The following is a 25,718-nucleotide window of genomic DNA, read 5'->3' on the forward strand; positions in this document are numbered from 1 at the left end:
AGGTATGTATTAAATTTAGGCAAATGCCATCATTTTGGCAAAAAATTGATTGCATACTATTAACTATTATAGCATCTACAGCCATGTCATAGTTGAGGAATTTAATTTTAAGTCAGAACTAAGTTATCGCGATGAATTACAGTTTCTGCACCTACATAGCCCAAAATTGGGAAAATTTCCCTAGAATGACAGCCGCGAATCTTTTGTAGTTCGTCGCTGCTATAGTTGACAAGTCCTCTGGCAATTTCTGTTCCCTGATGATCGCACAACTGCACCGCTTCTTGAGCTTCAAATTCTCCTGATACGGATTTAATTCCAGCTGCTAATAAGGATTTTCCGGCTTGGGCGATCGCTGCGATCGCTCCTGTATCCAAGTATAATTTTCCCATAGGTACTAGACCATAAGCTATCCAACGTTTCCGCGCCGAAGTTGGTTCCGGTTGTGGTTGAAAGTGAGTCCCCAGGGGTTCTCCTTCGATAATTTTCTCAATATTCTGCGGAAATCGTCCTTGAGTAATGACTGTACGAACTCCCGCAGCAATAGCAATTCTGGCGGCGGAAATTTTAGTGGACATCCCACCAGTACCCCATTGAGAGCCTTGAGAGGTGGTTTGTATTTGTAATTCTGCCAATTCTTTAAGGCTACTTACCAAAGATATGGGCTGTGCATCAGGTACGGAACGGGGATCGGCGGAATATAGCTTGTCTACATCGGTGAGTAGAAATAACCAATCTGCTTCGACTAAACTCGCAACCAATGCCGAGAGGGTGTCATTATCGCCAAATTTCAGTTCGTCCACTGCCACTGTATCATTTTCATTGACTACAGGAATTACACCCAGTCCCAGGAGTTCTTGAAAAGTGTTGTAAGCGTTGAGATAACGGCTACGCTGTACCAAGTCGCTGCGAGTCAGTAACACTTGAGCAATGGGCTGATTTAAGGTAGTAAATAAATCATCATATATCCGCATTAACCGTCCYTGTCCCACTGCTGCTACTGCTTGTTTGAGAGCGATCGCTTTGGGGCGTTCCGTTAAGCCCAACCTAGCGCAACCCACTCCCACAGCACCAGAGGACACTAAAATCACTCGATGCCCTTGTTGTCTTAAATGACACAGTGTTTCTGCTAAGGTGGCAATGGTGGAAAGTGCTAGTTGTCCAGTCTCTGGTTTAGTCAGGCTAGAAGTGCCGATTTTGACAACAATTGTCTTAGTCATTTGTCATTTGTCATTGGTCGTTGGTCATTGGATGACATTAAACCTCTATACTTTGTGTCTTATAGCAAAAGCCTAAAACGCAGTCACAGCGAGTCTTTCACTTTTGACTTTTGACTTTTGACTTTTGCTATATCTCCCCTCCTCCCTTGCACCGCAGGGGCTGGGGTGGGGTGTTAGATTGTGGTAAAAATTTGTAAAGCGCCGAGCCTTCTATAGGTGAAGACCGACGCTCTACTGGTTTATTTTTCTCTATTATGAACTAGGGTCTTTATTTGGCTGACCCCATATTATCAATAATAATAATCCCCGATTTTTGGATATTGGATACATTTCTTAACTATTTCTTTAGATTTACTTTGGTGAGTATTTATCAAGTTTTGTGAATTTTTGTTTTTTTAGGAGTAATAGTGGCTCCCAAGATTTCCGATAACCAAACTTCAAAATTGCGGACAGGATGAGAGCGCAAGGCTGCATCAGGATCGACAATGGGATCTACTAAAACTGTGAACATTCCCAGACGATTACCCGCTATAACATCTGTAAATAAGCGATCGCCTACCATTCCTACTTGCTGTACTGGTAAATTCATTGCAGTGAGTGCGGCTCTTATTTTCCGTCGCGATGGCTTGGCAGCACCTAGATAATATGGCAAATTGAGCGATCGCGCGATACCACCGATCCGTGCTTCACTAAGATTATTACTTACCAAAAACAACTCTGTAGAAACACGTATTTGCTCTACCCACTCTTGTAGTTCTGGTGAAGCTACCCCCACTGTAAAAGGTACTAAAGTTTCATCCACATCCAACACCAGCCCTTTCAGCCCGTATTGTTGAATCATTTCGGGTGTGAGGTTTAATACAGAACCTTCTAAAATCAAATCAGGCTGTAAGAGCTTGTTCCAAGTCATAGTCAAATTTCAAGACTTAAAATAAAAATTATATAGCAGTCCTAATTAAGTATTGACTCCTCCTTGAACTCAACTCCAGGGAATTCTCATCACAAATAGGATTGCTATAGATGCTTAATGTAAAAATTCTCGATTAAAAATTTAAAACCGTCATATTCTAAATTTCAATTGGGAATTTTTAATTTATTGAACTTCGTTAAACAGTTGTTCTTCTAACAATGGTTGTATTTTTTGAAATTCCTCCGGTGAAAGTAATTCAGGTTGACCTGTGGTTGAAATCCGGGCAAAAAATAGTAGAGGATCGATTGGTGTATAAATTGCGTATTCTTGCTCTTGGTCATAGAAATTAGCAAGTAGCTGCAATTGTTCTGGCTCCAAATCTGCCTCTTCATCTTCAATTTCTAAGGTGAAAATTTCTGACTCTTCCACTGGTGGCAAATCACCAGCTACAGTCAGAGCATAAGCAGTATGCTTGACTATCAGATTTTGTTCAGCTAAGACAGCTTGAGCCGTGCCAAAAATTTGGTCAATCACAGCATCATCATCTACCAAAACCGCCTCTTCTTCTTCGTCATCACCTTGCCAAGCAAAAATTTCGATAGGTGAGTCTACAGGAAGCAGTAAAACGTATTCTTGTCCATCTACCGAGAGCGAATGTTCAACATAACAGTCGAGGGTTCGCCCTGTGTCATCGGTTAGAGTGATGGAACCTGCATGAGCATGATCATTTTCTTCAGGAAATTGAGAGGAAAACATAGCCGAAATGTGAAAATTTATAAATACCAGCAGATGTGTAAATTTCTTGACAGTTTAATGACTAATTAAGTCAAAAGATAGTTTCAGAACTTGATACAAGTGTTGGTTATCCAATTCAGAATATCATTTGACACTCCCCACGATAAATCGACGGGGATTCTTGGTTCAACGAAACCACTTAACCTAGAGTCCTTGCGTCGTCTAAACCAGAGGTGGGATTCTCCCCAAGCGTTAATTCGGGTATGCCCTACCCTATTTGCATTAGTGCAAGTCCTGTTTCGTTTGAAACAATTTGTTTAGTAAAAGCTGATTCGTGTTTCGACTTCGCTCAACACAAGTCTAGCCCCTATGAATCTTTTACCTACTGCTAGGAGGAAACTAGAACAATGCAGTATAACCGCATAGATGAGGCATTGCGGTCTTGGGGTTTCCCCAATTAGAGCAACTGCCGTTCAATTATCTTGGCGAAGCCTCTCCCTATGGGAGAAGGATCAGTGCTTTGTCTTTCGACAGCTAGGTTTTTTAAGTGGTTGATTACCTTGACACTACAATCAGTATAGCAGCATCTTAGTACATTAATGAATTAAAAGCCGTCGTAGAACGACGGGGAACTTTCAACCCAATTTTTGACTAAACAGGTATCAATACTATCGGGCTAGTACTGATGTTTGGCAGCTGGCTCGCCTGGAGTCCAGCCATTGTTGCAAAATTATCGATGCTGCCTTACGGTCAATTAAACCTTTATGGCGTGATGGGGAGCGATTTTCAGCGATTAACAGTTGTTCTGCTTGAAAAGAAGTTAAACGCTCATCTATATATTCCACAGGTAAATTCAGCGCTTTCCCCAATCTTTTGGCAAATTTCTGGACTTGACGCGCCTGGAATCCTAGAGTCCCATCCATCGAGTAAGGTAAACCAATCACCAGGATTTGCACCTGACGCTCATCCACTATGTTGCGGATTTGTTGGACATCCCTTTCAAAAGATGTCCGCTCAATGGTGGTCAGTCCTGTAGCAATTAAACCCGTACCATCACACCCCGCCACACCCATCCGCTTGCGACCGAAATCTAATCCCAAGGCGGAAATAAACGGTTGTGGTTGTTCTTGGGGTGTCAAACTAGTTCTCCTGTGTTGTATCTGTGGATTCAGGAATGGGCAATGCTTCCATACTTAAATTTTCGCACTTAAAGGCCACAGGTTCTGATTTGGTGGGCGCGGGTCTTTCTGACGCTGGTTGCTTGCTTGGTTTTACCCATGACATTCCACCAGGGATGGGTTTACGAGCCGGTTGCAACCCTTGCAGCACTCCAGTCCACTGAATTCCTTCTAAGGAGACAAATTTAGACTCCCGGAGCTTATGCCAAACCGAGCGAGACATAATCAGGGTATGTTCTATGCGTTCTGCACCAATGCGCTCTAAATACTCTTCTCGTTCTGCTTGGTAGTCTGAGGATGCTAATTGTAAACCTTGCTGAGGGAAATCTTGGACAATGCGCGCCAGTTGGGAAAGCAACTCTGGGTACAGCCAGGTATAAGCAGGGTGAACTGTCAGCCTGGCGACATGAGGAGTTTTGCCTTTGCGGTCAAGTTGGACTTGAAAATAACCGATAGCTGCTTTGCGTTGGGGTTCAAATACGTAGCCACTAACTACTTCGGTTTTTGTCACCCACTGCTTGACAGCATCAGTTAAAGCGCCAAAGAAACTGGTTTTAAAGTCGCGAGTATTCCGATCAAATACCTGACGCACCAAAGGCGGCATTGATGCTGTATCTAATTGATATAGTAACTGGGCATCGGCATTACTTACAGGCAGAAGATTGGGTAAGTCAGGCTCTGCTTGCGCCAATTGGGCGAGTAATTCGGGTTTAATTTCCCAATAAGTCATTTCTGCTAGACGCTGGAACCCATTTTGGCGATACAGTGCCAGTGCGTCTTTATCGTTAATACTGACTTCTAATAGCCAAGTCCGAGCTTCCAAAATCGACTCAAAGCAATGGCGCAAAAGTTGCGAACCGACTGCTTGCTTTTCCACAGATGGAGCCAGCATTACGCGATCAATCCGCCATGTACTGCGTGTGCGGTTGAATGGTGACACTTGAATCATTCCTAAAAGCACTCGCCCTTGCTCTGCTACGTAGGCACAGAAACGATACTTTAGGGGGTTAGGAAACCAGCTCAAAAATTTCAGAAATCCATACCAACGGCGTAACCATTGCATTTGGCTGATGGCCAGTTCCGCCTCTTTGGGAGTGAGGGTTGCGAATGAGTCTTGCGTTATTTGTTCAATTCCGTCCAGATCCCGGTATTGGGCTGGCCGGATGACAACGCTGAGGTTTCGAGGAAGTAATGAAGTCATTTTAATTCGAGCTGCCATTTAGCCTTAACTTACTGGGTCTGAGGAACTCTTGCAATAATCAATTCTAACGGCTTTTCGCCCCTATCTCTTGCTCCAAAAGGGTGATTTTTGTGACTAGATACTAAAATATGAGCATAAATAGACTAAAATAAAGCAGATCTGTTTAGTGTTGACTCAACAGTATCTGCTTTTATTTTATGAGAATTTTGAGAAAATTTTTATATATTACAGCCCTTGCCGGGAAATTAGCTTTTCAAAGTTGGCTTGCGTTTGGTGAAGCAGTTGCTCTCGGCTATCTTCAAGTGAAAATGTCTGCTTCAGGGTTGGAACCAGATTGCGGGCTTGTAGAGTCATGTGAAGTTGCAAGTGGGCAACATATTCGCTGAAGTCTTCATTTTTTACAACTGCGCCCGTTGAGATTTTTGATTCCATTGCCACTGGGTTCTCCTTTCTTCACTGTTTGTCTTCACATCATAAGAACTTATCACATTGTTTTGCTTTGCTTCTTAATTCGCAATCAAGTTTAACGGTTTGTTGCATTGTGGATGTGAAAGTTTTTGGTCTTAGTCTTGGGTGGTGTTCTTCGATGTGGCTTTTTTTGAATGTTTTGTTAAAGGCGATCGCTATTCACTCTTCACTGCACCCAGATTCATTAAAGGTGATTGCAACGCGACTTAGACCCTTGGCCTCCTTGGGGAAAATTTATCCGGACTAAACAGCAGTTTAATAAATTGATTTACCGAGAAATTCAGGAACGTCGCCATCATCCTGAATCTCAGGGTGATGATCTCCTCAGCTTGTTATTATCTGCCTGAAGGGGGGATCAATTACGATTTACCATTTTTCAGCCCAATAGACAATTTCTGAGGCTGAGATATCAATGGCTACGCCGTAGCTATCCCCATGATTCCATTTAAAGCCGGATGTACCTCTATCTTTGGCATTTAATACTAATATTTCATAGGTGGGTGGAAATGATTCTTTAGAAGCATCACTGGTGTGGAAGAATGTTGTTGGCACACCATTTTCTAAGTTAACATGATCGTTGGTATTACCACCTTTATACTGATGTTTAGCCAGATTTTTATATTGTGAAAGTAATTTTTGGATTTTTTCTGGTGAATGTTTTAGCCTAATTTGAAAAAAACTACTCTCTGTTGCGAGTCCATCATAATAGGCAATAGGGACGTTTTCTGCCCCATCAGGTAACTCATTAGGAAAATGTTGAATATGGTTGTTATTAGACCATAGTTGCTGACGAATTTCTTTATAGCGATCTGTGTCAGTTAGGACTTGAATTTCGTTGCTACTGCTCAAGTCTTTTTTGGAAAAAAAACTTTTCTCAACCATACCAAGACTACCTAGTGAAAGTAAAGCTATCATGGCTATTTTGATAAGATGCGATCGCTTCATGGAGTTGGGTACGTCTAAATTTCATAGTCACATACCCAATTACTAAACACTACTAACCGAGATATTGAGCAAAACTTTGCGTAATATGCACAAAGACAAGGCAATTGTAAAATTACTGTAAAAGCATGGGACACAGAAGAGGCTGGGGAGAGGTCAAATCCATCTTTCCTAGTACCCAGCCCCGTGAAAATATCTAAAAAATAGACAATTATTGCGTAATAAATATCAAGCCCTTGTCGTAGGTTTCAAAGTATGATTTTACGTAGATCAACGACTTTTAAATTGAGAGGACGATCTGGCTGAGTCGGCTAGGTCGCTTTTTTCTGATCTATTGTTTGAGCTACTTTCAAAAGAGAGAGCCAGCAATCATTCCCGCAAGTAAAATAAAACCAATCCAGACATTTTGGCGGAACATTTGACCATACTCAGAGTTGGGTAGGTCTTGCTTTCTTAAACGTAAATACTGCCAACTCCAGGCAATAGTAGCAATTCCTAGGCTAACCCAAAATGTGAAGTTCAGGTTAATCAATAGACCTAACCGAATCAGTAGAATTACTGTAGTAACAAAGAAAATGCCAATAGCTGTAGGGGCGTAATGACCAAAAAATAAAGCGCTGGAATTAACGCCAATGCGTCGATCATCTTCGCGATCGCTCATAGCATAAACCGTATCAAATCCCAATGTCCAGAGAATTGTTGCACCCCACAATAGCCAAGTAGGTTGAGAAAGGGTTGGTGTTACCGCACTCCAGCTAATCAACACCGCAAAACCCCAAGCAATGGAAAGAACTAGCTGCGGTACTGGAAATACTCGCTTTGCACCTGGATAAAATAAAATTACTGGTACAGCTGCCACAGATAACCAGAAACTTAAGGGGTTAAGATATAAAGCAAGTGCTGCTGCACACACTAAGGAAACAATAGCGACCACAATACCGACTTTGATAGACAGGGCGCGGGAAGCTAGAGGGCGATTTCGTGTTCTTTCTACTTCCGGGTCAATGTTCCGATCCCACAAATCGTTAACTACACAACCAGCCGCACTTGTGGCTAGAGTCCCCAAAACAATTACGCCTACTAAAGGTAAAGGTGGTTTTCCAGAGGCTGCTAAAAACACAGCCCAAAGAGCCGGAATCATTAAAATTAATCTTCCTTCTGGTTTATGCCACCGCAAAAGCCGGATAATAGTCAGCCATACAGGTTCCTGTTTGAGTTCTTGAGGATTCAGCATAGAAATCAAGTAATAACTTTAGATAGATGAATTCACACATCTTTATATCTATAGAATAACGTGATTTGATATTTGTAAAAGCACCGCCATCAACTGGTATCTTCGGTGACAAAACTTCAACAGTTGTCCTGAAAATGGTGTTACTAGCTCGTATTATTACTCATTACACCGTATTTTTCCAGTTATTCGCCGAATTTGTCGGTAGTAGGGTAACTATTTTTAGATTACATAGTCAAGCTGAACACCTTGATGCACCACCTTTTTAAAGTCCTTCCTTGAATGAGAGAAATTTAGATGCTGAATTTAGTTTCAGCTAGCTGGGAAAGTGTTAGCACTCAACCAGTTAAGCAAAACCGGATTATTGCTGCTATTGACATGGGAACTAATTCCCTGCACATGGTAGTAGTAAAGATTGACCCGACATTACCATCGTTTGGGATTATTGCCAAAGAAAAAGAAACCGTCAGACTGGGTAATCGTGATATCGCTACTGGAGAACTGAAACCAGAAATCATTGACAAGGCGATTACCGTCCTCAAACGCTTTCAAGAAGTTGCCAAAACTGCGAATGCTGAAACAATCATTGCTGTAGCAACTAGCGCTGTGCGAGAAGCCCCCAATGGTAGAGACTTTCTGCACAGAGTAGAAGACGAGTTAGGTTTAAGCGTTGACTTGATTTCTGGTCAAGAAGAAGCGCGACGCATCTACCTGGGTGTACTTTCGGGGATGGAATTTCACAACCAACCCCATATAATTGTTGATATTGGCGGTGGTTCCACAGAATTAATTTTGGGCGATAGTCAAGAAGCGCGCAGTCTCACCAGTACAAAAGTTGGTGCAGTTAGACTCACTGGCGAGTTCATCACTAAGGACCCCATTAGCGATGCCGAGTTTCAGTACCTGCAAGCCTATACACGCGGGATGTTAGAACGTTCTGTGGAAGATGTGCTAGGAAATATCCAGTTGGGCGAATCTCCCCTTTTGGTGGGAACCTCCGGTACGATTGAAACCCTAGCAATGATTAATGCACGTGAAAATTTAGATACTGTTCCTTCCACCCTCAATGGCTACCAGTTCAGTCTGAAGGATTTGCAGAATTGGGTATATCGCTTGCGGAAAATGCCTAACTCAGAGATTTCTAATATACCGGGTATGCCAGATAAGCGCTCAGAAGTGATATTGGCTGGCGCTGTCATTTTACAGGAAACCATGACTTTGTTAGGGGTGGAATCATTGACGGTGTGCGGGCGCGCTCTCCGGGAAGGGGTAATTGTGGACTGGATGCTGGCACATGGTTTGATTGAAGATAGACTGCGCTATCAAGGTTCCGTGCGTCAACGCAGTGTGCTCAAACAGGCTGACAAGTATCATATTAATTTAGAACATAGCGATCGCGTGGCCTTATTTGCTTTGAGTTTATTTGACCAAACCCAAGGGAAATTACATAACTGGGGAGTCAACGAGCGACAACTGCTATGGGCTGCGGCTATATTACATAATTGTGGGCATTATATTAGCCATTCGTCTCACCACAAGCATTCCTACTATCTAGTTCGCAATAGTGAATTACTCGGCTATACCGAAACCGAGATTGAAATTATTGCTAATTTAGCCCGTTATCACCGTAAATCACAGCCCAAGAAAAAACACGAAAATTACCGTAATTTATTGAGTAAACAGCATCGACAAATAGTCAGTCAGTTGAGTGGTATTTTGAGATTGGCGGTGGCATTAGATAGACGACAAATTGGGGCGATATCCTGCGTACAGTGTGAGTATCATCCTGATAGCCAGGAATTACAAATGTTGATTTTTCCCTCTCAACCTGGTGATGACTGTGCCTTAGAACTTTGGAGTTTAGATTATAAAAAACCAGTGTTTGAAGATGAATTCAAGGTGAAATTGGTGGCTTATTTGAAACATTCTCCTTTTGCCAAGATATAGTTTACACACAGGACTTACGCACAAATCCTCTCAAACCCTTATTCCTCTGTGTCCTCTGCGTCTGGTGTGGTTCGTTATTCCGTAATTTTTGCGTAAGTCCTAACACAAAAGATTTTGGTGCGTTTCACTGGTTGAACGCACCTACTAAGCTAGCTAAAATATAAAGATTTATTTTTGCTACTGTGTTGGGAGAAAGCACAAATCCAGCTTCGTGAATAACCTTAAATGAACTTACTCGTATGTATAAAAAAACTAAATACAGAAGAGGTGCTGGCTGATATAGAAGCAGAACTTGAGGCAAAATGACCAAAATTAAGTGCTGAAACCTATACATTTTTTTGTAATTGTTGCTACTTGTAATTAATTGTTGCTTCTGTTCAAGAGATTACGCGAACACAAAAGTACATAATTCGGTAAAATTGGGTAAAGTAATTTTGGCATTTGTAAAACAAAGGCATCAGCAAATCCATGCAACTGAAACTCAGTGCATCTAAATTTCCTTTCGCTCCCTTATTGTTAATCGCCCCTTTTTTCTTCTGGGGAACAGCAATGGTGGCTATGAAAGGAGTCATACCCCACACTGCGCCCCTATTTATGGCAGGTGTGCGATTGCTACCTGCGGGGGTGTTAATTTTGATGGCAGCAGTAATTATGGGTAAACCCCAGCCTAGCGGTTGGTCAGCATGGCTGTGGATTATTTTATTTGCCTTGATAGATGGGGCTTTATTTCAAGGCTTTTTGGCAGAAGGATTAGTTAGAACTACTGCTGGGTTGGGGTCTGTGATGATTGACTCCCAACCTTTGGCGGTGGCTTTGTTGTCGTTGTGGCTATTCCAAGAACATATTGGTTTGTGGGGATGGCTGGGATTAGGAATAGGAGTTGTAGGCATAAGTTTAATTGGTTTGCCCGATGAGTGGATTTTTCAGTTTTTTGATGCCAACGTCAATGCAACTATTGGTAATTGGCAAGATTTGTTTGCTAGTGGTGAATGGTTAATGCTGTTAGCCGCCCTCTCAATGGCTGTGGGAACAGTCATGATTCGGTTTGTGTGTAGATATGCAGACCCGGTAATGGCTACGGGATGGCACATGATTTTGGGTGGATTGCCGTTGTGGGGAATTTCATCTGTGGCAGAATCTCAACAGTGGCAGAATCTGGTGACATCTGAATGGATTGCTTTGGGTTATGCTACAGTTTTTGGGAGTGCGATCGCCTATGGATTATTTTTTTACTTTGCTTCTAGCGGTAGTTTGACCAGTCTCAGTTCTCTGACCTTTTTAACTCCGGTCTTTGCCCTATTATTTGGCAATCTCTTCCTCTCGGAAGTTCTCAGTCCCTTGCAGTGGGTGGGAGTAGGACTAACTCTAATCAGCATCTATCTCATTAACCAGCGTGAAAACCTGGCGGGAGAGAATAACAAACTGAGTGTGGGAGAAGAAACTAGACAGCAATCAGCAGTCTTAGAAGCATCTACTCGAATATAAATTAGTAATTTTAATGTTTTTTCTGTTACTTTAAAAGTTAACATTTAGACATCTTCAAGTTATTGTGGAATCGATAACTTAAATAGCACATTCAGGCTGAAACTGACAATATGAGGCTATGCCATTCCTCAATTCTGATTTTTACCTGTTTTACTTGCCTGGGTTTTTACCCACATCGGGCAAGTACAGCAACATCTAACCTAGCATCCCTAGAAATTGCACAAGCAAGTTCGACAACGCCTACCATAGAGAGTATTCTCATCCCCGGTAGTCGAGGGGCAGATGTTAAGAGACTGCAAACCAAATTAAAGGATTTAGGATACTACAATAGTGAGATAGATGGACTATATGGGCCAGATACGCAAAATGCTGTAGTTCAGTTTCAGAAATTCCGCAATTTAGGAAGAACAGATGGTGTTGCTGACCTGACAACTAGGAACAGTCTGCAAACATTTTGGTCAGAGAAAAATCCGGTTTTCGCCTCTTCTATTTCAACTGTCTCAGAAACTGATGTCCCAGAAACTGAGCCGGCTCAACAAAGCCAGCGAGGGTTTATCTGGTGGTCGTTATTGGGTCTGGGAATTCTCGGAAGTGTTGGCGCACTCCTGTTCGGGGTGAAATTGTTGGGTCAGAGCAAAGGTGATTCAATATCTACAACTAGCGAATTTACGGCTTCGGGATCTGATAAAAAAGCCCGGAGAAAGCCACCTGTTCCAGAGGTGGAAAACCTATCCGACCCACAGGAAAATCATGTATCTGTGAGCAGTCCACAAACAGCAAAACCATCAGTTACCACAGCAGTATTACCACCGGAAATGACTTCGCGTCTGACTAAACTGAGTATTGTTGATCAACTGATTCAGGACTTACGCAGTCATGACCGCTCGAAGCGGCGCAAGGCTATTTGGAATTTGGGTCAGCAAGGCGACTCACGCGCCATTCAGCCACTGGTAGACTTGATGATTAATGCCGATTCTCAACAACGCAGTTTAATTTTGGCGGCTTTGGCAGAAATTAATGCTCGCGCACTCAGACCGATGAACCGTGCTTTGGCAATTTCATTACAAGATGAAAGTCCACAAGTGCGACAAAATGCCATCCGTGACTTGACTCGCGTTTATGACATGATGTCTCAAATGAGCCAGATGTTAGCTCACGCGGTGGAAGACTCGGATGCTGATGTGCAAACTACGGCAAAGTATGCTCTGACTCAGATGAATCAATTGCGGGTTTTACCCAATCAACAGAGTCTACCGGAAGACCATCACACACAGCCAGAACAAAGGAAATTATAAATATTTCAATTGGATTTGGACAACTGTATTTGGGCCTGCTAACAAAAAAGCGGCATTGCTGAATTTGGGAGGACTGGTGCGAACTTCTGGGTTTCTGGAAAACCCAAAGCCTTCGAGGGGCATACCGAGGTTATTACGATTAAGGATTTGGTCTTTATTCTGATCATGGATCAGGGCGACAGCATAACTACCAGCTTCTAAGTTATCAAAAGTAACTTTTAAGGATGTATCGGTAATCTTCGTACATTGTCTTTTGAGTACGCGATCGCTATTGTTGGGAAATCCTTGACTATTAGCAAATATGCTCACACACACCTGTCCTTCTGTGTTTCTCAATCCATCAATTTCCACGGTGAGATTTCCCTGGAAATTTCCCCTAGCAATCGATGTCCAGGCGAAGTTTCCCATAACTGCAAGTAGCAGCACACTAAGTCCTAATTTTTTAACCATAAGTAAGTTTTCACCCAATTGAACCAAAATTTCTGTAAACTAAGTACAGTTTGGCATTAATTGGTAACAGATACATATCAATACTCATTTTGGTTCTAACGATAATTTGATGGATTGGCCTATATATTGGACTCCTATTTGATTTCTGTTGGCGTAGCCTGCGCTTTGCGCTGACAACTCAAAAAGCTGTTTCCCACGGACTACTCCCTACGGACCACTCCCCACCTACGCAATTAGCTACTTCTTATATAAATCAATAAATAATACCTATTCCCGGTAATTGCACACTAAATTCAGGACTTACGCAAAAACTCTCTCAAACCCTTATTCCTCTGTGTTCTCTGCGTCTGGTGTGGTTCGTTATTCCGTAATTTGTGGGTAATTCCTATAAATTATCAAAAAAGTCAAGCATAGATTATACTGACAGAAAATTTATATTAGTTATGAGCTTATTTCTCACTCCTAACGATTAATTTTTGATCTTGGTCTATCTGTACTTTGGAATCTTAGTAAATTATTTATGCAATCTCAGATATTACCTCCACCCCTACAACCTGGTGACTTATTAAGAGTAATTGCTCCGAGTGGTGCGTTGCGAGAATTTGAAGCATTTGACCGGAGTGTAGAAATTTGGCGATCGCGTGGTTATCAAGTCGATATAATGCCAATATTAGCTGATAAATGGGGATATTTAGCTCAAACAGACGAATCTCGTCGTCAACAACTAACCACAGCCTGGTCAGATCCAAATTGTCGTGGTATCCTCTGCACCAGGGGCGGATTTGGTACCACCCGCATTTTAGAAAATTGGACTTGGGATATCAACTCAGCACCCCCAAAATGGCTGATTGGGTTTTCCGACATCACAGCTTTGTTATGGAGTCTTTACACAGCAGGAATTTCCAGTGTTCATGCTCCTGTCCTGACGACCCTAGCAGATGAGACAGATTGGTCAATTCAGCGATTATTCGATTTTGTCGAAGGTCGCCCTATCCCTCCTCTGGTGGGTTGTGGTTGGGGGGGTGGAATGGCTACAGGTCTTTTACTACCAGGTAATCTCACAGTCACAACTCATCTTTTAGCTACATCCATAATACCAGATTTGGATGGTGTGATTTTGGCATGGGAAGATGTCACAGAAGCACCCTACCGCATTGACCGAATGTTGACGCAGTGGCGTTTAAGTGGTGTTTTATCAAAAGTCCGTGGTATTGCTTTGGGAAGCTTTACTAAATGCGAACCACCGCCAAATGTGCCTAGTTTCAGTGTACAAGAAGTCTTACGCGATCGCCTGGGGGATTTAGGCATTCCCATTGTATCCGATTTACCCTTTGGTCACGGCAATCCTAATGCAGCTTTACCTGTGGGTGTATTAGCAACATTAGACGCAGACCAGGGGATTTTGAGTATTAGTCATTAGTCATTGGTCATTGGTCATTGGTCATTGGTCATTGGTCATTGGTCATTGGTCATTGGTCATTAGGAAGTTACCGTCTTCTCCCCACACCCCCCACACTCCCCACACTCCCCACACTCCCCACACCTCCCACACTCCCCACTCCCCCATCTAACTCAACTGGGCGACAAGTTGATTTTCTAAAAGCGTGTCATTGGTTAACAAATCCTCAACTGTGATGCGTAAAAAACGCTGTTCGTCTACTTGAAACAATATTTTAATGCGATCGCTTCCCGGAAATCCTGGCGGTGTCAATTGGGCGATGGTTCTCGCACCTGCTTGATCATTCAGGGGTTTAACGCTGGTTCCGCCTTCTTCCATGCGGCGAGTAATTAAGCGATCGCCATCAAAATAAACTTCAGTGCTAGCGGTTTGAGATCCCAATTCCCCAATAATTAATTCAATGCTGGGTTGATTTTCTAAAGATGCGCCTAAAACTAATTCCACTGACTCACTCATGGGGTAAGCCTGTCCAGTTTTAATAATAGAATGCCAATTGTGGCGTTGATTGCGGCGATCCCAATAGCGGACACCGTAACTATGGTAGAGAAAGTCTTTAATTTCCATACCTTGAGCTAACTGTAACGCACCTTGAGCGATCGCTTCAAAAGGACGTTCACAGCGAATTTTTTCCGGCTGAAAATATTTTTTTACCCATGTCTGCACTGCGGGTAATTGCACAGTCCCACCCACTAACAACACAGCGTTAATATCTGCAACTTCTATCCCCTGTCGTCGCGCTTGCTGTAATAAACTCGTCATCGACTCATCTAATTGAGCAAAAAATCCCTGTTCTTTGAGAATATCCTCTAAAACTTCGCGGCTGAGTGACAATTCATAGCTTTCAAAATTCTCGTCATCAAAATAAACTTCACTAGCTTGGTTTTGGGTCGATAGCTGAATTTTCACCCGTTCGGCTAATCGTGTTGTCAAGGGAGTCACCGCTAGTCCTTGAGTTTTAGCAAAGTAATCTACTAACCAAGCATCAATATCAGTACCGCCCAGATTCTGCCCTGCTTTGGCTAGTACACGGGCTGTTTTAGGTTTTTGGCGAGAATTGTCACCTAGAGATTTATTCCCCCATTTCAGGAGAAATCCTATAGGCTTTTTGGTTTGCACACTTTGATCCAAGCGTACCAGAGATAAATCTAATGTACCACCGCCAAAGTCAATCACCAAGAGAATTTCTTGGTCTGCTAAACCGTAACCCAAAGCTGCTGCGGTGGGTTCATCTACCATCTGCACTCTTTCGACGGGGAGGGCTTGACAAACTTTGCCTAACCAATGACGATAAGCTTCAAAGCTGTCTACGGGTACTGTTAAGATTAGAGAATCTAAACCGCCTTGGGTGGGTGCTAGTTTTTCAATTACCTGTGTGAGGAATAATTGTCCTACTTGCTCAAAGGTGATGTTCTCGCCATCTATTTCGGGTAAGAAACCTTGAATATCTGCACCAATTCCCCGTTTGAAGCTGCGGAAAAATCGCGTGTCGTTCTTGAGGTCAAAACCGCGATCGCGTACTTCTTGCCCTACTAAAACTTTACCTTGTGTTGCCTCTTCTATGTACACTAAGCTGGGAATTAGTGGCGGGTTGAGGCTTTGCTGAATTGATAAACCCGGTATAGTCAGGGTTTCGGGCTGTTGGGTGACGGGGTTCCAACGGGCAATAACTGTGTTACTTGTACCAAAATCTATAGCTATACCCATATCTTTTTATTTATTTCGCGCATTCGTTGAAAACGTTCCCGCAGGATAGGCGCAAAGGCGCAAAGTGTTTTTAAGATTATTGTCCCATAAGCCACCAAGAACGCAAATGTGCGATCGCTTCTTCTTTGTGTTTGGCTTCGACTTCTATCCAGGGGGCTTGGTGGTAAACTTGGGGCATGGCGGTGATTAAGTTACTGTGCTTTCTGTCCTTAAAAGCGGTTTCACCGTTGGAAATGTGAACTAATTGCCAATCTGGGTTAGCCCAAGTTTCTCTTGCTGCGTACAACATAGCGGCTACACTGGGATCATCGTAACTATCTAATTTTTCATGGCAAATTTGGTGATGAGCATCGAATACCATTGGGATGCCAGTCTGCTCACACACTGCTAAAATTTCCTCAGAACTGTAGGCGTATTCGTCGTTTTCTAGAGTTAAACGATTTTTAATTTCTGCTGGTAATTCTGAGATTACCTTAATTAGTTCGGCTGGGCGTTGAGATTTTCCACCGTGAATATTCATCAATGACCAAGGGGAACGAGGTAAGCCTAACAAGTCAAATGTCCGGGCGTGTCGTGCTAAAATTTTGATACTTGTTTTGACGACTTCGGGAGAATCAGAACTCAGCACAACAAATTGATCTGGGTGTAGCACCATTCTAATATCTAATGCTTGCGCTTTTTGACCAATTTTACTTAAATCAGCGCTCATTTCCTCTAATATATTCGCGCCGATTTCGTCTTCCATATCACTCAGGGGAAATAAAGCCGAAGTCATGCGATACAGGCGAATATTATTTTGCTGACAAAAAGACAATGCTGCATCTAAACGCTGCAAATTATCTTGATAGAGTTCTTTTAAAACAGTTTCGCGTTCTTTGAAAGACAGTTTTAAGTAACGCGTGCGTGTCATAGCCCGAAAACGCACCTGCTTGGATATAGTCACACAAACCAGCCCTAAATATGGTGGCGATGGTTTTTGTGCTTGTTCTAGATCCGGTTGATTTTGAACTTGGATTGCATTCATTAACTAAAATTAATTAATTATCTATATTGTTGTTGTGGGGGAGGGCAAAGATGCCCGCCCTCTTGATTGAATGATATTTCTCAACGCCCCTACTGGGTAATGGGAAGTTTTTCTCCCCTGCTCCCTGCTCCCTGCTCCCCTGCCTCTTCTCCCTGCTCCCTTGCCTCTTCTCTTGCTCACGCTTCTGGTTCAATACCCAAAGCACGCAATTGAGCTGTTAAGCGTTCGGCTCTTTCTTCACCAGTCAACAACAAATTACCTTGCAAATCCCACCAACGCAGCCAGGGTAATTCCATATTGTGATATTCTCCTTGCCAAATACCTAACTCAACTCCCAAATGAGGTATAGGATAATGTCCACGCTCATTTGCTGGTAATGGCTGATACTGTCCTTCAATTAGATGATAAACTTCTACACTGGCTTTTTTCACTTCATAAATGCCATAGAAGGGAGGACGAATCACCTGCTCATAAATCCAAAATTTCCCCTTCCAAGGAGTTTTGTCTCGCTCCTCGCTACCATCCCCAGAGACAAACTCTAAGACAATCAACGGGGCAATAAATTCTCGCCACAGCACGTAAGAGCGTCGGGTTTGTCCATCCAATAAGGGCGGTACATTCGGGACATAAAACCAGTCAGGAGCTTCTGCGCCTTTTTCTGGGGGGTCACTCATGCGCCAGTAAATACCGCTATCTTGTCCAATACAGTACTGCCCATCGGGGTGGAGTTTTTGCAGTATTGGTTTAATGGAGTCCGTCAGTAGAATGCTTTGAGGATGTTCCTGGAAATTTTTCACAAAAGTACCATCAGACTCTGGTAGCTGAGTATGGTCAGGAAAAGGGGTGAGTTCTTCAGTGGCTGGATTGGTTGCAGAGGTCATAAAGCTACCTTTGCTTAGAGTGAGGGTTGTATTTAGTCTAGCAGTGAAAGTAGGGGCTTGACGCTGGCATCTGACTTTAAATATTCTCCACCCACAGAAGATTATTTATGTAAGTAGTGTTTTGCAACGCATTGTAAAATTTCTCGTCTGCTGTCACCATCTGGCATTGTTGCGTCACAGCAAGAGCAAGGTAAAAACAATCATACACAGTTCTTCGTAGTGCGATCGCCTGGTCAACGGCAGTATCTAACAAAGGTAACTTAACGGCTTTAAATTCTTGCAAAATTTGGCGACTGGTTTCTACACTAATTTGTCCACGCTGAACTTTTTTCCAAAGAATATTACCAAATTCAGGTAGTAATAAATCTGGTGCTATTAATTCGTGAGTTCTATCCAAAAGATTAGCTCTCTTATCAGTTCAGTGCTATCGGTATGGATACCACCAGCTAACTGCTGTCTAATTCGGAAGGCTGCTTGTTTAACTTGTTCTATGTCCCCGCTACTGTGTTGATGTGCTTGTCTTTCAGTCTTTGCATTTAATCTCATAAAATTGTAGTTTTCCGTATTCAAACGTAGCTATACCCGTCACTACAATGAACCTTAGTAATATCTTTCATTGTTGAAAATTCAACTCTAAAACCATTGATAACAATCTCACATCCGTTTTTTGTGGGAGTTTTAACACGACTTACATACTTTCCAGAAGTTATGTTTTTACGATCTTTGTGCAAAGTAGCCTTAACAAAATCTCCTGTAGAAACATGAGTGAATATTTTTTTTAGGCTCAGTGCAAGGAAAACCAAATTTATTGATCCTACAGAATCTTCTGCAACTATGCCCCGTGCTTTTTACTGTTAAAATTTTTGTTGTCAGTATTTTGAGAGTTTCAACTTTTCCTACACAAGCAGCATCAATCCAATGAGTTTTAGGCAATCCTAAACGAGTTCTATTAAACTTAGTTAAACCTCCTGAACCTGTTGTTATAGGTAATCCAGTTTCTTTTAACTTATTAAATAAAGCCCATCTCGTTGAATTTACAGCAGACGCATCTTTTAGTGGACGCTTGGCTTGGGATAAAATTTGCTTCAACAACTCAGGCTTTTTTGCTAAAAACTTCTCAATATCTTGAGTACCTTTTTTGATATTGCATTTCTCACAAGCTAGACACAAATTAGAAATTCTATTAGTTCCTCCTTTGGCTTTTGGTTTAATATGCTCAACTTGTAAAGGGACATTTTCCGCAGTACAGTATGCACATTTTCTATTCCATTTATTCAAAAGATATTCACGGACTTCATACCCTTGTAACTCTCCCTGTTGATACTCAAAGCCTGATATCTCCGGGTTTTCTAGCTGCTGTAGGTCAAACCTAGCAAGCTCTTGAACTATGTCAGTTATTGGGGCAAAATTACATAATCTTTTAACCCAAGTGTTAATAGTTAAAACTCTATGGCTTAAAGAAGGTGCTAACCAACCTTGAGGTTTAGTGCGGTTAAGAAATCTAGCTTGACGATAACGAGTATGTCTAGAACGTCTTCCTCGCCTTACTCCTTTTCGAGTTTCTAGGCTTTCTTTAATAGCTAAACCTCTGTGTTGTAATTCCATACCCCAGATGACTTTATTATTTTGAACTAACGCAAAACCTGTAGTTTTACTCCCTGGATCTATTTTTAATTCAATCGGTTGAGTTGGAACTTCAGATTTAGGTTCTTTCAAAATTATGGTAAATGGAAATCTTCTAAATACAGCAGCTTTTTGTTGATTTAATAAAAAACGTGCATCTCCTGGATGAATTGGAGTAAGTGGTTTTTTGTTGGTATCAAGAACTAGAACAAAATTAGACATTTAAATTTCACCTTTTCAGGGTAATGTTTGCTTCAACCTTGTTATCTGAGCTTGTTATGCTAAATACACTATCCTTGCGGATTGTTTAATAAGTAGCAACATGGCAGGGGACTAGCGAATCCCAAGGTGTTATGACCTAGATAACGTTTACTCATGTTTTGAGTGGTTTGGTTCACATAAACTACAGATTACTCCGTTTATTTATGCTCTCGCTTGTTGCAGGATATGTTTTAATTCCTCTTGCAAAGACCTACCGTGTTGTTTGGCAAGAGTTTCTAGCTTTTCTAGAATCAAGGGGTCTAAATTTTCAACTAAGATTTGAGCCATAATTTCAGGTTTTTTAGTGATAAGCCTATTTTAAAATTTAATTTAGCAACTTTTGTTTATTAATTTCTATTGTTATGCCTCGCCCTCAACGCGAACTTAAATCTGGCTTTTGTTATCACATTACTACCCGTTGCAATAATCGGGAATTTCGGCTGACGCGGTTAGAATGTCGTGAAGTTTTCCTTTATGCCATTAAGAAGGCACAGGATAAGTATGGATTTAAGCTCTATGCTTTGTGCATTATGAGCAATCATGTACATTACCTGCTGGAACCCAAACAGCCAGAGGAATTACCCAAAATTATGCACTGGCTCAACTGGTATACTGCCATGTGCTTTAACCGAATGTTGAACCGCACAGGGCATTTTTGGGAGAAACGATATCACAGTACGGGTTTTGCGAATACGGATAAGTTACGGGCTTTAAATACTTTGCGATATATCCACGCTAACCCGAAAGCGGCGGGAATGCAGCAGGGTTTTTTCTATGATTTTAGCAATTATGGCACTCATGACCGTTTGAGTAATGATGGCATCACTCAATGGCATCCAGCCTTTTTACAATTGGGGAGAACGTTGGAGGAGTGCGCGGCTAGGTATCGCCGATTTTGTCGCAAATATAAACCAAAGGCAAAACCAGAGAAGCGAAATCATTGGGGAAGTCGCTTTTTGCCTTCGATGATTAAGAGAGGGAAGGCTAAAAAGTCGTCGCCTGGGCAAATGAGTTTACCTTGGAATAACCAAAAAGTAACTGAAAGTACGGAGGTGCATGAGGTAGCAGAAAAGTTTATTCACGCAAATTGTTATGAGCCGCCCGTGCCAGGTATCGGATTTATGAAATGTTGATTATTGCGTGGGAAAGGAGGTTGTTATAAATGTTTACAAACTTCTGAAAGCTTTATATGTTACATTTTACAAGTCTGGACGCGAGAGAAGAGAGAAAAGAGTCTACAACAAACCCCCAATAACCCCAACTCCAATAGGGTAAGTGTCCCTTTAGGGCTGAAGTGCTATATATTACTTGTTCCCTTCCTATCCACTCTTGTTCCACTCTCCACCCCACGCGATCCACGTACGCGCCTAAAGCTCGAAATTCGTCATCTTCATCTCTCACTCTACCACCAAAACGCTCATATATCCATCTGAATGGGGCAAGAGCCTTCTTAAAAGGCGAACTTGTTCGATTTCCTTCTAAGATTCCACCCTCTTCGAGATATATTTCTTTCTGAACACTAAATCCAAAGTGTCCATTACTATAATCAACCCACAGTTTATCAATAATTCTCAAGTCTTCACAGGGAAATTGCCGAATGTCTTCTGGTTTTAGATAACCTTGTTTTTCACATCCCGCCACTTCCAGCATCACTTTGAATGTTTCCTCATCAGCCTCTTTCCACATACCTGCTGCTAGATAGTAAGCGAGTTGATGATACTGTTCCGGTATGCGAAACCGAACTAGGCAGAATGTATCTGTTGAGGTTTCCCGTAGATAACAGATTCCTGCGTCACTAAATCGCTCTCTAGTTCTTTCACTCAACCAAGCACAAAAAGCATTTCCTTGTGCAAAGCCGATTTTACTTGGTTTGTCTTCAATCGTTAACTCGCTGTTGGTTGTCTCTAAGATAAACAGCCGATATTCTGCCTCAGTAATCTCAGTATTATCTACTAATTGTACTGCCCAGATTTTTTTACCTGCTTCTGTTGTGATGACTGTAGGCTGGTTTTCGTTCTCTGAACTTTCTACAAAACAATCTTCGTTCAGACGATATAGCCGTTTTTGCAGTTGCACTGATGCTGCTAACTTAAAAACTTTCACGTCATCTGACTTCAAACCCTGTTCTACCTTGTCCAGTAGTTCCTGCTCTTTCTCCCGACTAACTCTGAGCTTGTTCTGCAAACACTCGTAAGCGAGGGTTAGGGTTGCTACTGTTGGGTTGTTCAATGCCGCATCAATCAGTTTATCTACTTTGACCTGGCCTGCATAAAACAAAATGGTTTTTCTCATCCAATCGAGGTATTCTTGATCTTTCGTAAAAACTTCTAATAAATAAGGCTCATGCTCTGCCTTTGTGAGTTCAACCGCCGTTAAATACTCCTGAAATGTGCGATGCGTAAATTCATAGAGTTTTTCTTGTTTGCGATCGCTCAACAATTCTCGCACACCAATATCATCTTTTTCAATAAACTCTTCTGGTTTAAATTCTTGTCCCGCCTGAACCATCTGAGCTAGTTCTGTCTGAAGAAACCCTTTTGCGAGAAAAATATTATTGTCCTGATTTCTCTCATCTAGCGTAAACCGAAGTAATCGGCGTTTAGTCATCTCCAGTGCCAGTGCCTGCAAAGCTTCTTGTTTTTGCTCTGGCTTGAGTGGATATCGGGTAGTTCCAAAAGCAGATTGCCGTCCTTGGAGAAACACATCACAAACTTGCTTGTAAAGCCCTGTTTGCGTTGGAGCCAGACTGTTTTTCTGCTTGTAAGCATTAATAATCAATGCCAGTAACAATGGGTTAGTTGCCATCAAACGCAGTGAAGGAACTGCATCAATTTGCCGCATTAACTCGCTTTTTTTGGTTTCGGCAATTTTCTTGATCTGTTTTTGCGATTGTCCCCCAGAATTTCTACGTTTTTCTAGATTGAAATACCAGTTGAAAAGAAAATTATTGCGCTGTGCAGTGGTGAATGACCGCACAAAATAAGCTGGAGTATTTGGCAGAAGAGCTTTATCGTAAGCTTCTGGGCGCGATGTCAAAATGAACGGTAATTTTTGCTTATAATTTTGGAGTTGCTGAGAAACCCATTTACTTACCTTGCGTCGCTCCTCATAGTCCGCAATTTCATCAAGTCCATCTAACATTACCAGACACTTGCCATTGTTAAGCTGCTTTTCAAACCAGTCCTGAGTTTTTGATGGTTCATCTTTCTCCGCTTTGGCAATTATTTGAGCTAGAGAGGAACTATCATCTGCAACAATAACGGAAGCAACATCTCTCAACCTCAACAAAACAGGAACGAGTCCAGGCAAATCTCGATACAATTTTGATTGTTTTCGCAGAGCAAACAGCAGCGTAATGTGCCGTAAAAGTGTAGTTTTTCCTGAACCAGGCGCTCCTAAAATCACCAATCGTCGCCACGTCGAATTTTTTTTAGTAATTCCTCTCAGCAAACTGCCAATTTCACTTTCCTGCTGAGTAGCAAAAGTTAGAATGCTTGTTTGCCCGGATTCCAGATTTTGCTGCGACTCAGTTTGACCAGTGGAGGTAACATCTTGAGCATTAGACGCTGGCGTTTCAGAATTAAAACCCAAGGGGACAAACACATTTTCCAAATCCAGCCCTTCGCCACTAAATCCGCGCCCCTGGTATTCTTTACATTCAGCGATTAGTCCGGCAAGATACTCCGCCCCAAACCGATCTGTAACTGTTGTCCACCATTTGGGAATTTGAGTATTAAGTATCCAATCTAAAAACTTATCAATCTGTGGGCTGAGTTTGCTACCAACTTTGATAACTAACCAGACACCACCAGCAGCCAATATACAAAGTCCTGCATTTTTCCAATCGGTTTTACGCGCGAAATCCAGTGCAACACCAATTAAAGCCCCTGGAATACCTAAACTGATAAGCTTTGAATCTAGGAGTTTCCAAAAGCCTTCAAGGTTGAGGAGTGTGTTCTGTTCTTTTGGGTCTTCTGCCATTGATCGCTTGTGCCGTAAAACCTGCTATTAGGAGTATAAGCGATTAATGATACGTGAGGAGGCGCAATCGGCAAAGCTTGATGGGAGTTTTTGATTTTTTTCAAAGACGGGGCGAAATAACACACTGATTATTCACTCAACATGAGTGCTGTAATGCTTATATTGTAGGCAATTTGACAACAAATTTACATTCAAACCATTAAACAAAAGCTGCTTAGATGTAGCATATTTTACTTTGTACGCCTTAATTTGTTGTTACTGTTCACTCTTTAGACAGACGAGTTAAAAAAAACAACAAGTTACATTTTTGAGCTATGTGTGCTTTTATTATGCATGGGAAAAATGCATATTTTAAGTTCATTAGTCGATTGAGAATTATCGAAAATCAAAATAGGCGTTTTGGAGAGTTGCAAAAGTGAAATCTTACTTTTCAGGATTTTTAGCTCAACCAGAGGTACAAACCTACTTTACTCGTACACACATGACAAAAGTTGCAATTATTATTGAGACTCTTAATGACTTCAATTCTCTGTTTTCAGTGCTAGAAGATATTGGCAGACTGAAATTATATCAGACAAAACTTGATATCTATATTGTGGATAATGCAGCAGATGATAGGACTCAAGCTTATTTAGAAAAATTTGATTTTGCTCATATTAAGGTACTGCACACTGGTAAAAAGTTAGGTGATTATGGTGGATTTTATTATGGTTTACAATATGTTAGAAAACTTAAATATGATTACATCTGGCTACTTAATGATGATGTGCGTCTAGACCCATTGGCTCTTAGTACACTAATTACAACTTTGCAAAATCATGATGAAGTCGGCTTAGTTGGTTCTCAACTTTATCAAAGAACAGAACCTAAGACTATTCAAGAATTTGGGAGATTGATTAATAGTGAGCCAGCACCATCAAAAATAAAGTTTGGCAAGGATAATCATATTTTAAATGATGAACTACTAAAAGATAAACCTTATATTAGGGTAGACGTTTGTGCAGATAAATCAATCCTATTGCGCCATCAAGTTGTGCAGCATTTTGGAGTATTTAAAGATTCTTGTCTTCACGTTGATGATATAGATTTGTGCTTACTAGTTAAAAAAGCTGGTTGGATTATTGCTGTTAATCCTAGTTCAATTATTTGGCAAAATTCACCTGATTTGGAATACTACACCTGGACGGATTATGACAATGAATGCAATCTTTATTATTGGCAAAAGTACAGACCAGACCTTTTATAGCAACGGACAGTTTTGCTTAAAAAATTTCAAATAAATGTGGCAGATATACTGGCGAATTCGTGAGAGATTAAAATCACAATCAACTATCCCAATTAACGCCTGTATACCCGTTTAACTGAGTTTAGGTATTTAACTGGACAGCAACAGAATAAAACTAGCTTGGTTTATGAGTTTCCACAGACGGAAGGTGAACCTGTTTTAATAAAGTAAATAACCTCACCCCCAACCCCTCTCTTTATCAGTTATCAGTTATCAGTTATCAGTTACCAGTCAAGAGACACTTGATAACTGTTCACTGATTTAATTTTCCAGCGATTCTAACCAGGATTGTAAATCATTTAAACTCGTAAAATTTAAAAATGCTTCGCTCAAATCTTCGAGAATAGGCAAAGATAAACCATAAATCGAAGAGCGCATTTCCTCCGACAGTTCTCCAAATCGCTTAGTCAACAGTCGGATAATTTGCCAGATGTCCCTGAA

The 25,718-nt window shown here is 41.6% G+C and carries 26 protein-coding genes and 1 pseudogene; 9 read left to right on the forward strand and 18 right to left on the reverse strand.

Translation table 11 applies throughout. The annotated features are described in order from the left end of the window. Nucleotides 1-107 precede the first annotated feature (107 nt). The 6 genes from proB to NSP_RS18745 form a co-directional block, all read right to left on the reverse strand. Nucleotides 108-1,217, reverse strand: coding sequence for a glutamate 5-kinase (gene proB / locus NSP_RS18720; RefSeq protein ID WP_006198151.1), 1,110 nt, complete (start codon nucleotides 1,215-1,217; stop codon nucleotides 108-110). 370 nt (nucleotides 1,218-1,587) lie between these two features. After that, complete coding sequence (locus NSP_RS18725; RefSeq protein ID WP_006198150.1) at nucleotides 1,588-2,127, reverse strand: YqeG family HAD IIIA-type phosphatase; 540 nt, start codon at nucleotides 2,125-2,127, stop codon at nucleotides 1,588-1,590. A 183-nt stretch (nucleotides 2,128-2,310) separates the two neighbouring features. Further along, nucleotides 2,311-2,883 (reverse strand): DUF3727 domain-containing protein, encoded by a 573-nt coding sequence (locus NSP_RS18730; protein WP_006198149.1) that lies wholly within the window; start codon nucleotides 2,881-2,883, stop codon nucleotides 2,311-2,313. A 647-nt stretch (nucleotides 2,884-3,530) separates the two neighbouring features. Next, nucleotides 3,531-4,001, reverse strand: coding sequence for a Holliday junction resolvase RuvX (gene ruvX, locus NSP_RS18735; RefSeq protein ID WP_006198148.1), 471 nt, complete (start codon nucleotides 3,999-4,001; stop codon nucleotides 3,531-3,533). A 1-nt stretch (nucleotide 4,002) separates the two neighbouring features. After that, nucleotides 4,003-5,259 (reverse strand): GNAT family N-acetyltransferase, encoded by a 1,257-nt coding sequence (locus NSP_RS18740; RefSeq protein WP_017804335.1) that lies wholly within the window; start codon nucleotides 5,257-5,259, stop codon nucleotides 4,003-4,005. Nucleotides 5,260-5,466: 207 nt separating this feature from the next. Beyond that, nucleotides 5,467-5,673, reverse strand: a complete 207-nt coding sequence (locus NSP_RS18745; protein WP_006198145.1) for a hypothetical protein — start codon at nucleotides 5,671-5,673, stop codon at nucleotides 5,467-5,469. A 230-nt stretch (nucleotides 5,674-5,903) separates the two neighbouring features. Between NSP_RS18745 and NSP_RS26385 the strand changes: the two genes are divergently transcribed. Beyond that, entirely contained in the window at nucleotides 5,904-6,056 is a 153-nt protein-coding gene (locus NSP_RS26385; RefSeq protein ID WP_006198144.1) for a hypothetical protein, read from the forward strand. A gap of 19 nt (nucleotides 6,057-6,075) precedes the next feature. Here the strand turns inward: NSP_RS26385 and NSP_RS18750 are convergent, their stop codons facing one another. Together NSP_RS18750 and NSP_RS18755 are read right to left on the reverse strand one after the other, a co-directional pair. Beyond that, nucleotides 6,076-6,624, reverse strand: a complete 549-nt coding sequence (locus tag NSP_RS18750; RefSeq protein ID WP_006198143.1) for a hypothetical protein — start codon at nucleotides 6,622-6,624, stop codon at nucleotides 6,076-6,078. Between the two features lie 376 nt (nucleotides 6,625-7,000). Continuing rightward, the gene (locus NSP_RS18755; RefSeq protein ID WP_006198142.1) at nucleotides 7,001-7,885 is read right to left on the reverse strand and encodes a 4-hydroxybenzoate solanesyltransferase; all 885 of its coding nucleotides are present in this window, start codon (nucleotides 7,883-7,885) and stop codon (nucleotides 7,001-7,003) included. 65 nt (nucleotides 7,886-7,950) lie between these two features. On the opposite strand from NSP_RS18755, the gene NSP_RS25620 reads away from it, so the two are divergent. The 4 genes from NSP_RS25620 (at nucleotide 7,951) to NSP_RS18770 (ending at nucleotide 12,609) form a co-directional block, all read left to right on the forward strand. Next, entirely contained in the window at nucleotides 7,951-8,151 is a 201-nt protein-coding gene (locus NSP_RS25620) for a hypothetical protein (protein WP_144360570.1), read from the forward strand. A gap of 28 nt (nucleotides 8,152-8,179) precedes the next feature. After that, nucleotides 8,180-9,829 carry a Ppx/GppA phosphatase family protein gene (locus tag NSP_RS18760; RefSeq protein WP_006198140.1) on the forward strand — a complete coding sequence of 550 codons (1,650 nt, stop codon included), beginning with the start codon at nucleotides 8,180-8,182 and terminating at the stop codon, nucleotides 9,827-9,829. Between the two features lie 468 nt (nucleotides 9,830-10,297). Beyond that, nucleotides 10,298-11,314 carry a DMT family transporter gene (locus NSP_RS18765; protein WP_006198139.1) on the forward strand — a complete coding sequence of 339 codons (1,017 nt, stop codon included), beginning with the start codon at nucleotides 10,298-10,300 and terminating at the stop codon, nucleotides 11,312-11,314. 110 nt (nucleotides 11,315-11,424) lie between these two features. Continuing rightward, nucleotides 11,425-12,609, forward strand: a complete 1,185-nt coding sequence (locus tag NSP_RS18770; RefSeq protein ID WP_006198138.1) for a peptidoglycan-binding protein — start codon at nucleotides 11,425-11,427, stop codon at nucleotides 12,607-12,609. Here NSP_RS18770 and NSP_RS18775 read toward each other — a convergent pair. After that, a complete protein-coding gene (locus tag NSP_RS18775; protein ID WP_006198137.1) occupies nucleotides 12,604-13,059 on the reverse strand; it encodes a DUF2141 domain-containing protein in 456 nt (151 codons plus the stop codon). The genes NSP_RS18770 and NSP_RS18775 overlap by 6 nt on opposite strands. A gap of 520 nt (nucleotides 13,060-13,579) precedes the next feature. On the opposite strand from NSP_RS18775, the gene NSP_RS18780 reads away from it, so the two are divergent. Both NSP_RS18780 and NSP_RS27065 read left to right on the forward strand, forming a co-directional pair. Further along, the gene (locus NSP_RS18780) at nucleotides 13,580-14,479 is read left to right on the forward strand and encodes a S66 peptidase family protein (RefSeq protein WP_006198136.1); all 900 of its coding nucleotides are present in this window, start codon (nucleotides 13,580-13,582) and stop codon (nucleotides 14,477-14,479) included. 10 nt (nucleotides 14,480-14,489) lie between these two features. Further along, nucleotides 14,490-14,630 (forward strand): hypothetical protein, encoded by a 141-nt coding sequence (locus NSP_RS27065; protein ID WP_198138102.1) that lies wholly within the window; start codon nucleotides 14,490-14,492, stop codon nucleotides 14,628-14,630. Here NSP_RS27065 and NSP_RS18785 read toward each other — a convergent pair. The 7 genes and pseudogenes from NSP_RS18785 to NSP_RS27270 all read right to left on the reverse strand — a co-directional run bounded on the left by NSP_RS18785 (nucleotide 14,627) and on the right by NSP_RS27270 (nucleotide 20,299). Continuing rightward, nucleotides 14,627-16,222: an Hsp70 family protein gene (locus NSP_RS18785; protein WP_006198134.1), complete on the reverse strand. Its 1,596-nt coding sequence runs from the start codon at nucleotides 16,220-16,222 to the stop codon at nucleotides 14,627-14,629. The genes NSP_RS27065 and NSP_RS18785 overlap by 4 nt on opposite strands. A gap of 76 nt (nucleotides 16,223-16,298) precedes the next feature. Further along, the gene (uvsE, locus tag NSP_RS18790; protein ID WP_006198133.1) at nucleotides 16,299-17,246 is read right to left on the reverse strand and encodes a UV DNA damage repair endonuclease UvsE; all 948 of its coding nucleotides are present in this window, start codon (nucleotides 17,244-17,246) and stop codon (nucleotides 16,299-16,301) included. A 176-nt stretch (nucleotides 17,247-17,422) separates the two neighbouring features. Next, nucleotides 17,423-18,127, reverse strand: coding sequence for a Uma2 family endonuclease (locus NSP_RS18795; RefSeq protein ID WP_006198132.1), 705 nt, complete (start codon nucleotides 18,125-18,127; stop codon nucleotides 17,423-17,425). 76 nt (nucleotides 18,128-18,203) lie between these two features. After that, nucleotides 18,204-18,524 (reverse strand): type II toxin-antitoxin system VapC family toxin, encoded by a 321-nt coding sequence (locus tag NSP_RS18800; RefSeq protein ID WP_006198131.1) that lies wholly within the window; start codon nucleotides 18,522-18,524, stop codon nucleotides 18,204-18,206. Beyond that, entirely contained in the window at nucleotides 18,503-18,673 is a 171-nt protein-coding gene (locus NSP_RS26390; RefSeq protein WP_006198129.1) for a hypothetical protein, read from the reverse strand. The genes NSP_RS18800 and NSP_RS26390 overlap by 22 nt, the downstream gene beginning before the upstream one ends. 20 nt (nucleotides 18,674-18,693) lie before the next feature. Continuing rightward, nucleotides 18,694-19,972 (reverse strand): annotated as a pseudogene (gene iscB, locus NSP_RS18805) (RNA-guided endonuclease IscB). Between the two features lie 201 nt (nucleotides 19,973-20,173). Further along, entirely contained in the window at nucleotides 20,174-20,299 is a 126-nt protein-coding gene (locus NSP_RS27270) for a FitA-like ribbon-helix-helix domain-containing protein (protein ID WP_006198128.1), read from the reverse strand. 74 nt (nucleotides 20,300-20,373) lie between these two features. On the opposite strand from NSP_RS27270, the gene NSP_RS18810 reads away from it, so the two are divergent. Beyond that, entirely contained in the window at nucleotides 20,374-21,144 is a 771-nt protein-coding gene (locus NSP_RS18810; protein WP_017804336.1) for a transposase, read from the forward strand. 52 nt (nucleotides 21,145-21,196) lie between these two features. Here NSP_RS18810 and NSP_RS18815 read toward each other — a convergent pair whose 3' ends face one another. Then, on the reverse strand, nucleotides 21,197-23,992 hold the full coding sequence (locus NSP_RS18815; RefSeq protein ID WP_017804337.1) for an NACHT domain-containing protein: 2,796 nt from the start codon (nucleotides 23,990-23,992) through the stop codon (nucleotides 21,197-21,199). A gap of 415 nt (nucleotides 23,993-24,407) precedes the next feature. On the opposite strand from NSP_RS18815, the gene NSP_RS18820 reads away from it, so the two are divergent. Next, nucleotides 24,408-25,238: a glycosyltransferase gene (locus NSP_RS18820; RefSeq protein ID WP_006196820.1), complete on the forward strand. Its 831-nt coding sequence runs from the start codon at nucleotides 24,408-24,410 to the stop codon at nucleotides 25,236-25,238. A 300-nt stretch (nucleotides 25,239-25,538) separates the two neighbouring features. Here NSP_RS18820 and NSP_RS24490 read toward each other — a convergent pair whose 3' ends face one another. Further along, entirely contained in the window at nucleotides 25,539-25,688 is a 150-nt protein-coding gene (locus tag NSP_RS24490; RefSeq protein ID WP_081450154.1) for a DUF4351 domain-containing protein, read from the reverse strand. Between the last annotated feature and the right edge of the window lie 30 nt (nucleotides 25,689-25,718).

Source organism: Nodularia spumigena CCY9414 (assembly GCF_000340565.2).
In the GTDB taxonomy this organism is placed as follows: Bacteria; Cyanobacteriota; Cyanobacteriia; order Cyanobacteriales; family Nostocaceae; genus Nodularia; species Nodularia spumigena.

Coding starts and splice junctions, on each gene's coding strand:
- NSP_RS18725 (WP_006198150.1), bottom strand. CDS start 2,127: ATGACTTGGAACAAGCTCTTACAGCCTGATTTGATTTTAGAAGGTTCT.
- NSP_RS18730 (WP_006198149.1), bottom strand. CDS start 2,883: ATGTTTTCCTCTCAATTTCCTGAAGAAAATGATCATGCTCATGCAGGT.
- NSP_RS18740 (WP_017804335.1), bottom strand. CDS start 5,259: ATGGCAGCTCGAATTAAAATGACTTCATTACTTCCTCGAAACCTCAGC.
- NSP_RS18745 (WP_006198145.1), bottom strand. CDS start 5,673: ATGGAATCAAAAATCTCAACGGGCGCAGTTGTAAAAAATGAAGACTTC.
- NSP_RS18750 (WP_006198143.1), bottom strand. CDS start 6,624: ATGATAGCTTTACTTTCACTAGGTAGTCTTGGTATGGTTGAGAAAAGT.
- NSP_RS18755 (WP_006198142.1), bottom strand. CDS start 7,885: ATGCTGAATCCTCAAGAACTCAAACAGGAACCTGTATGGCTGACTATT.
- NSP_RS18760 (WP_006198140.1), top strand. CDS start 8,180: ATGCTGAATTTAGTTTCAGCTAGCTGGGAAAGTGTTAGCACTCAACCA.
- NSP_RS18765 (WP_006198139.1), top strand. CDS start 10,298: ATGCAACTGAAACTCAGTGCATCTAAATTTCCTTTCGCTCCCTTATTG.
- NSP_RS18770 (WP_006198138.1), top strand. CDS start 11,425: ATGAGGCTATGCCATTCCTCAATTCTGATTTTTACCTGTTTTACTTGC.
- NSP_RS18775 (WP_006198137.1), bottom strand. CDS start 13,059: ATGGTTAAAAAATTAGGACTTAGTGTGCTGCTACTTGCAGTTATGGGA.
- NSP_RS18780 (WP_006198136.1), top strand. CDS start 13,580: ATGCAATCTCAGATATTACCTCCACCCCTACAACCTGGTGACTTATTA.
- NSP_RS18785 (WP_006198134.1), bottom strand. CDS start 16,222: ATGGGTATAGCTATAGATTTTGGTACAAGTAACACAGTTATTGCCCGT.
- uvsE (WP_006198133.1), bottom strand. CDS start 17,246: ATGAATGCAATCCAAGTTCAAAATCAACCGGATCTAGAACAAGCACAA.
- NSP_RS18795 (WP_006198132.1), bottom strand. CDS start 18,127: ATGACCTCTGCAACCAATCCAGCCACTGAAGAACTCACCCCTTTTCCT.
- NSP_RS26390 (WP_006198129.1), bottom strand. CDS start 18,673: ATGAGATTAAATGCAAAGACTGAAAGACAAGCACATCAACACAGTAGC.
- NSP_RS27270 (WP_006198128.1), bottom strand. CDS start 20,299: ATGGCTCAAATCTTAGTTGAAAATTTAGACCCCTTGATTCTAGAAAAG.
- NSP_RS18810 (WP_017804336.1), top strand. CDS start 20,374: ATGCCTCGCCCTCAACGCGAACTTAAATCTGGCTTTTGTTATCACATT.
- NSP_RS18815 (WP_017804337.1), bottom strand. CDS start 23,992: ATGGCAGAAGACCCAAAAGAACAGAACACACTCCTCAACCTTGAAGGC.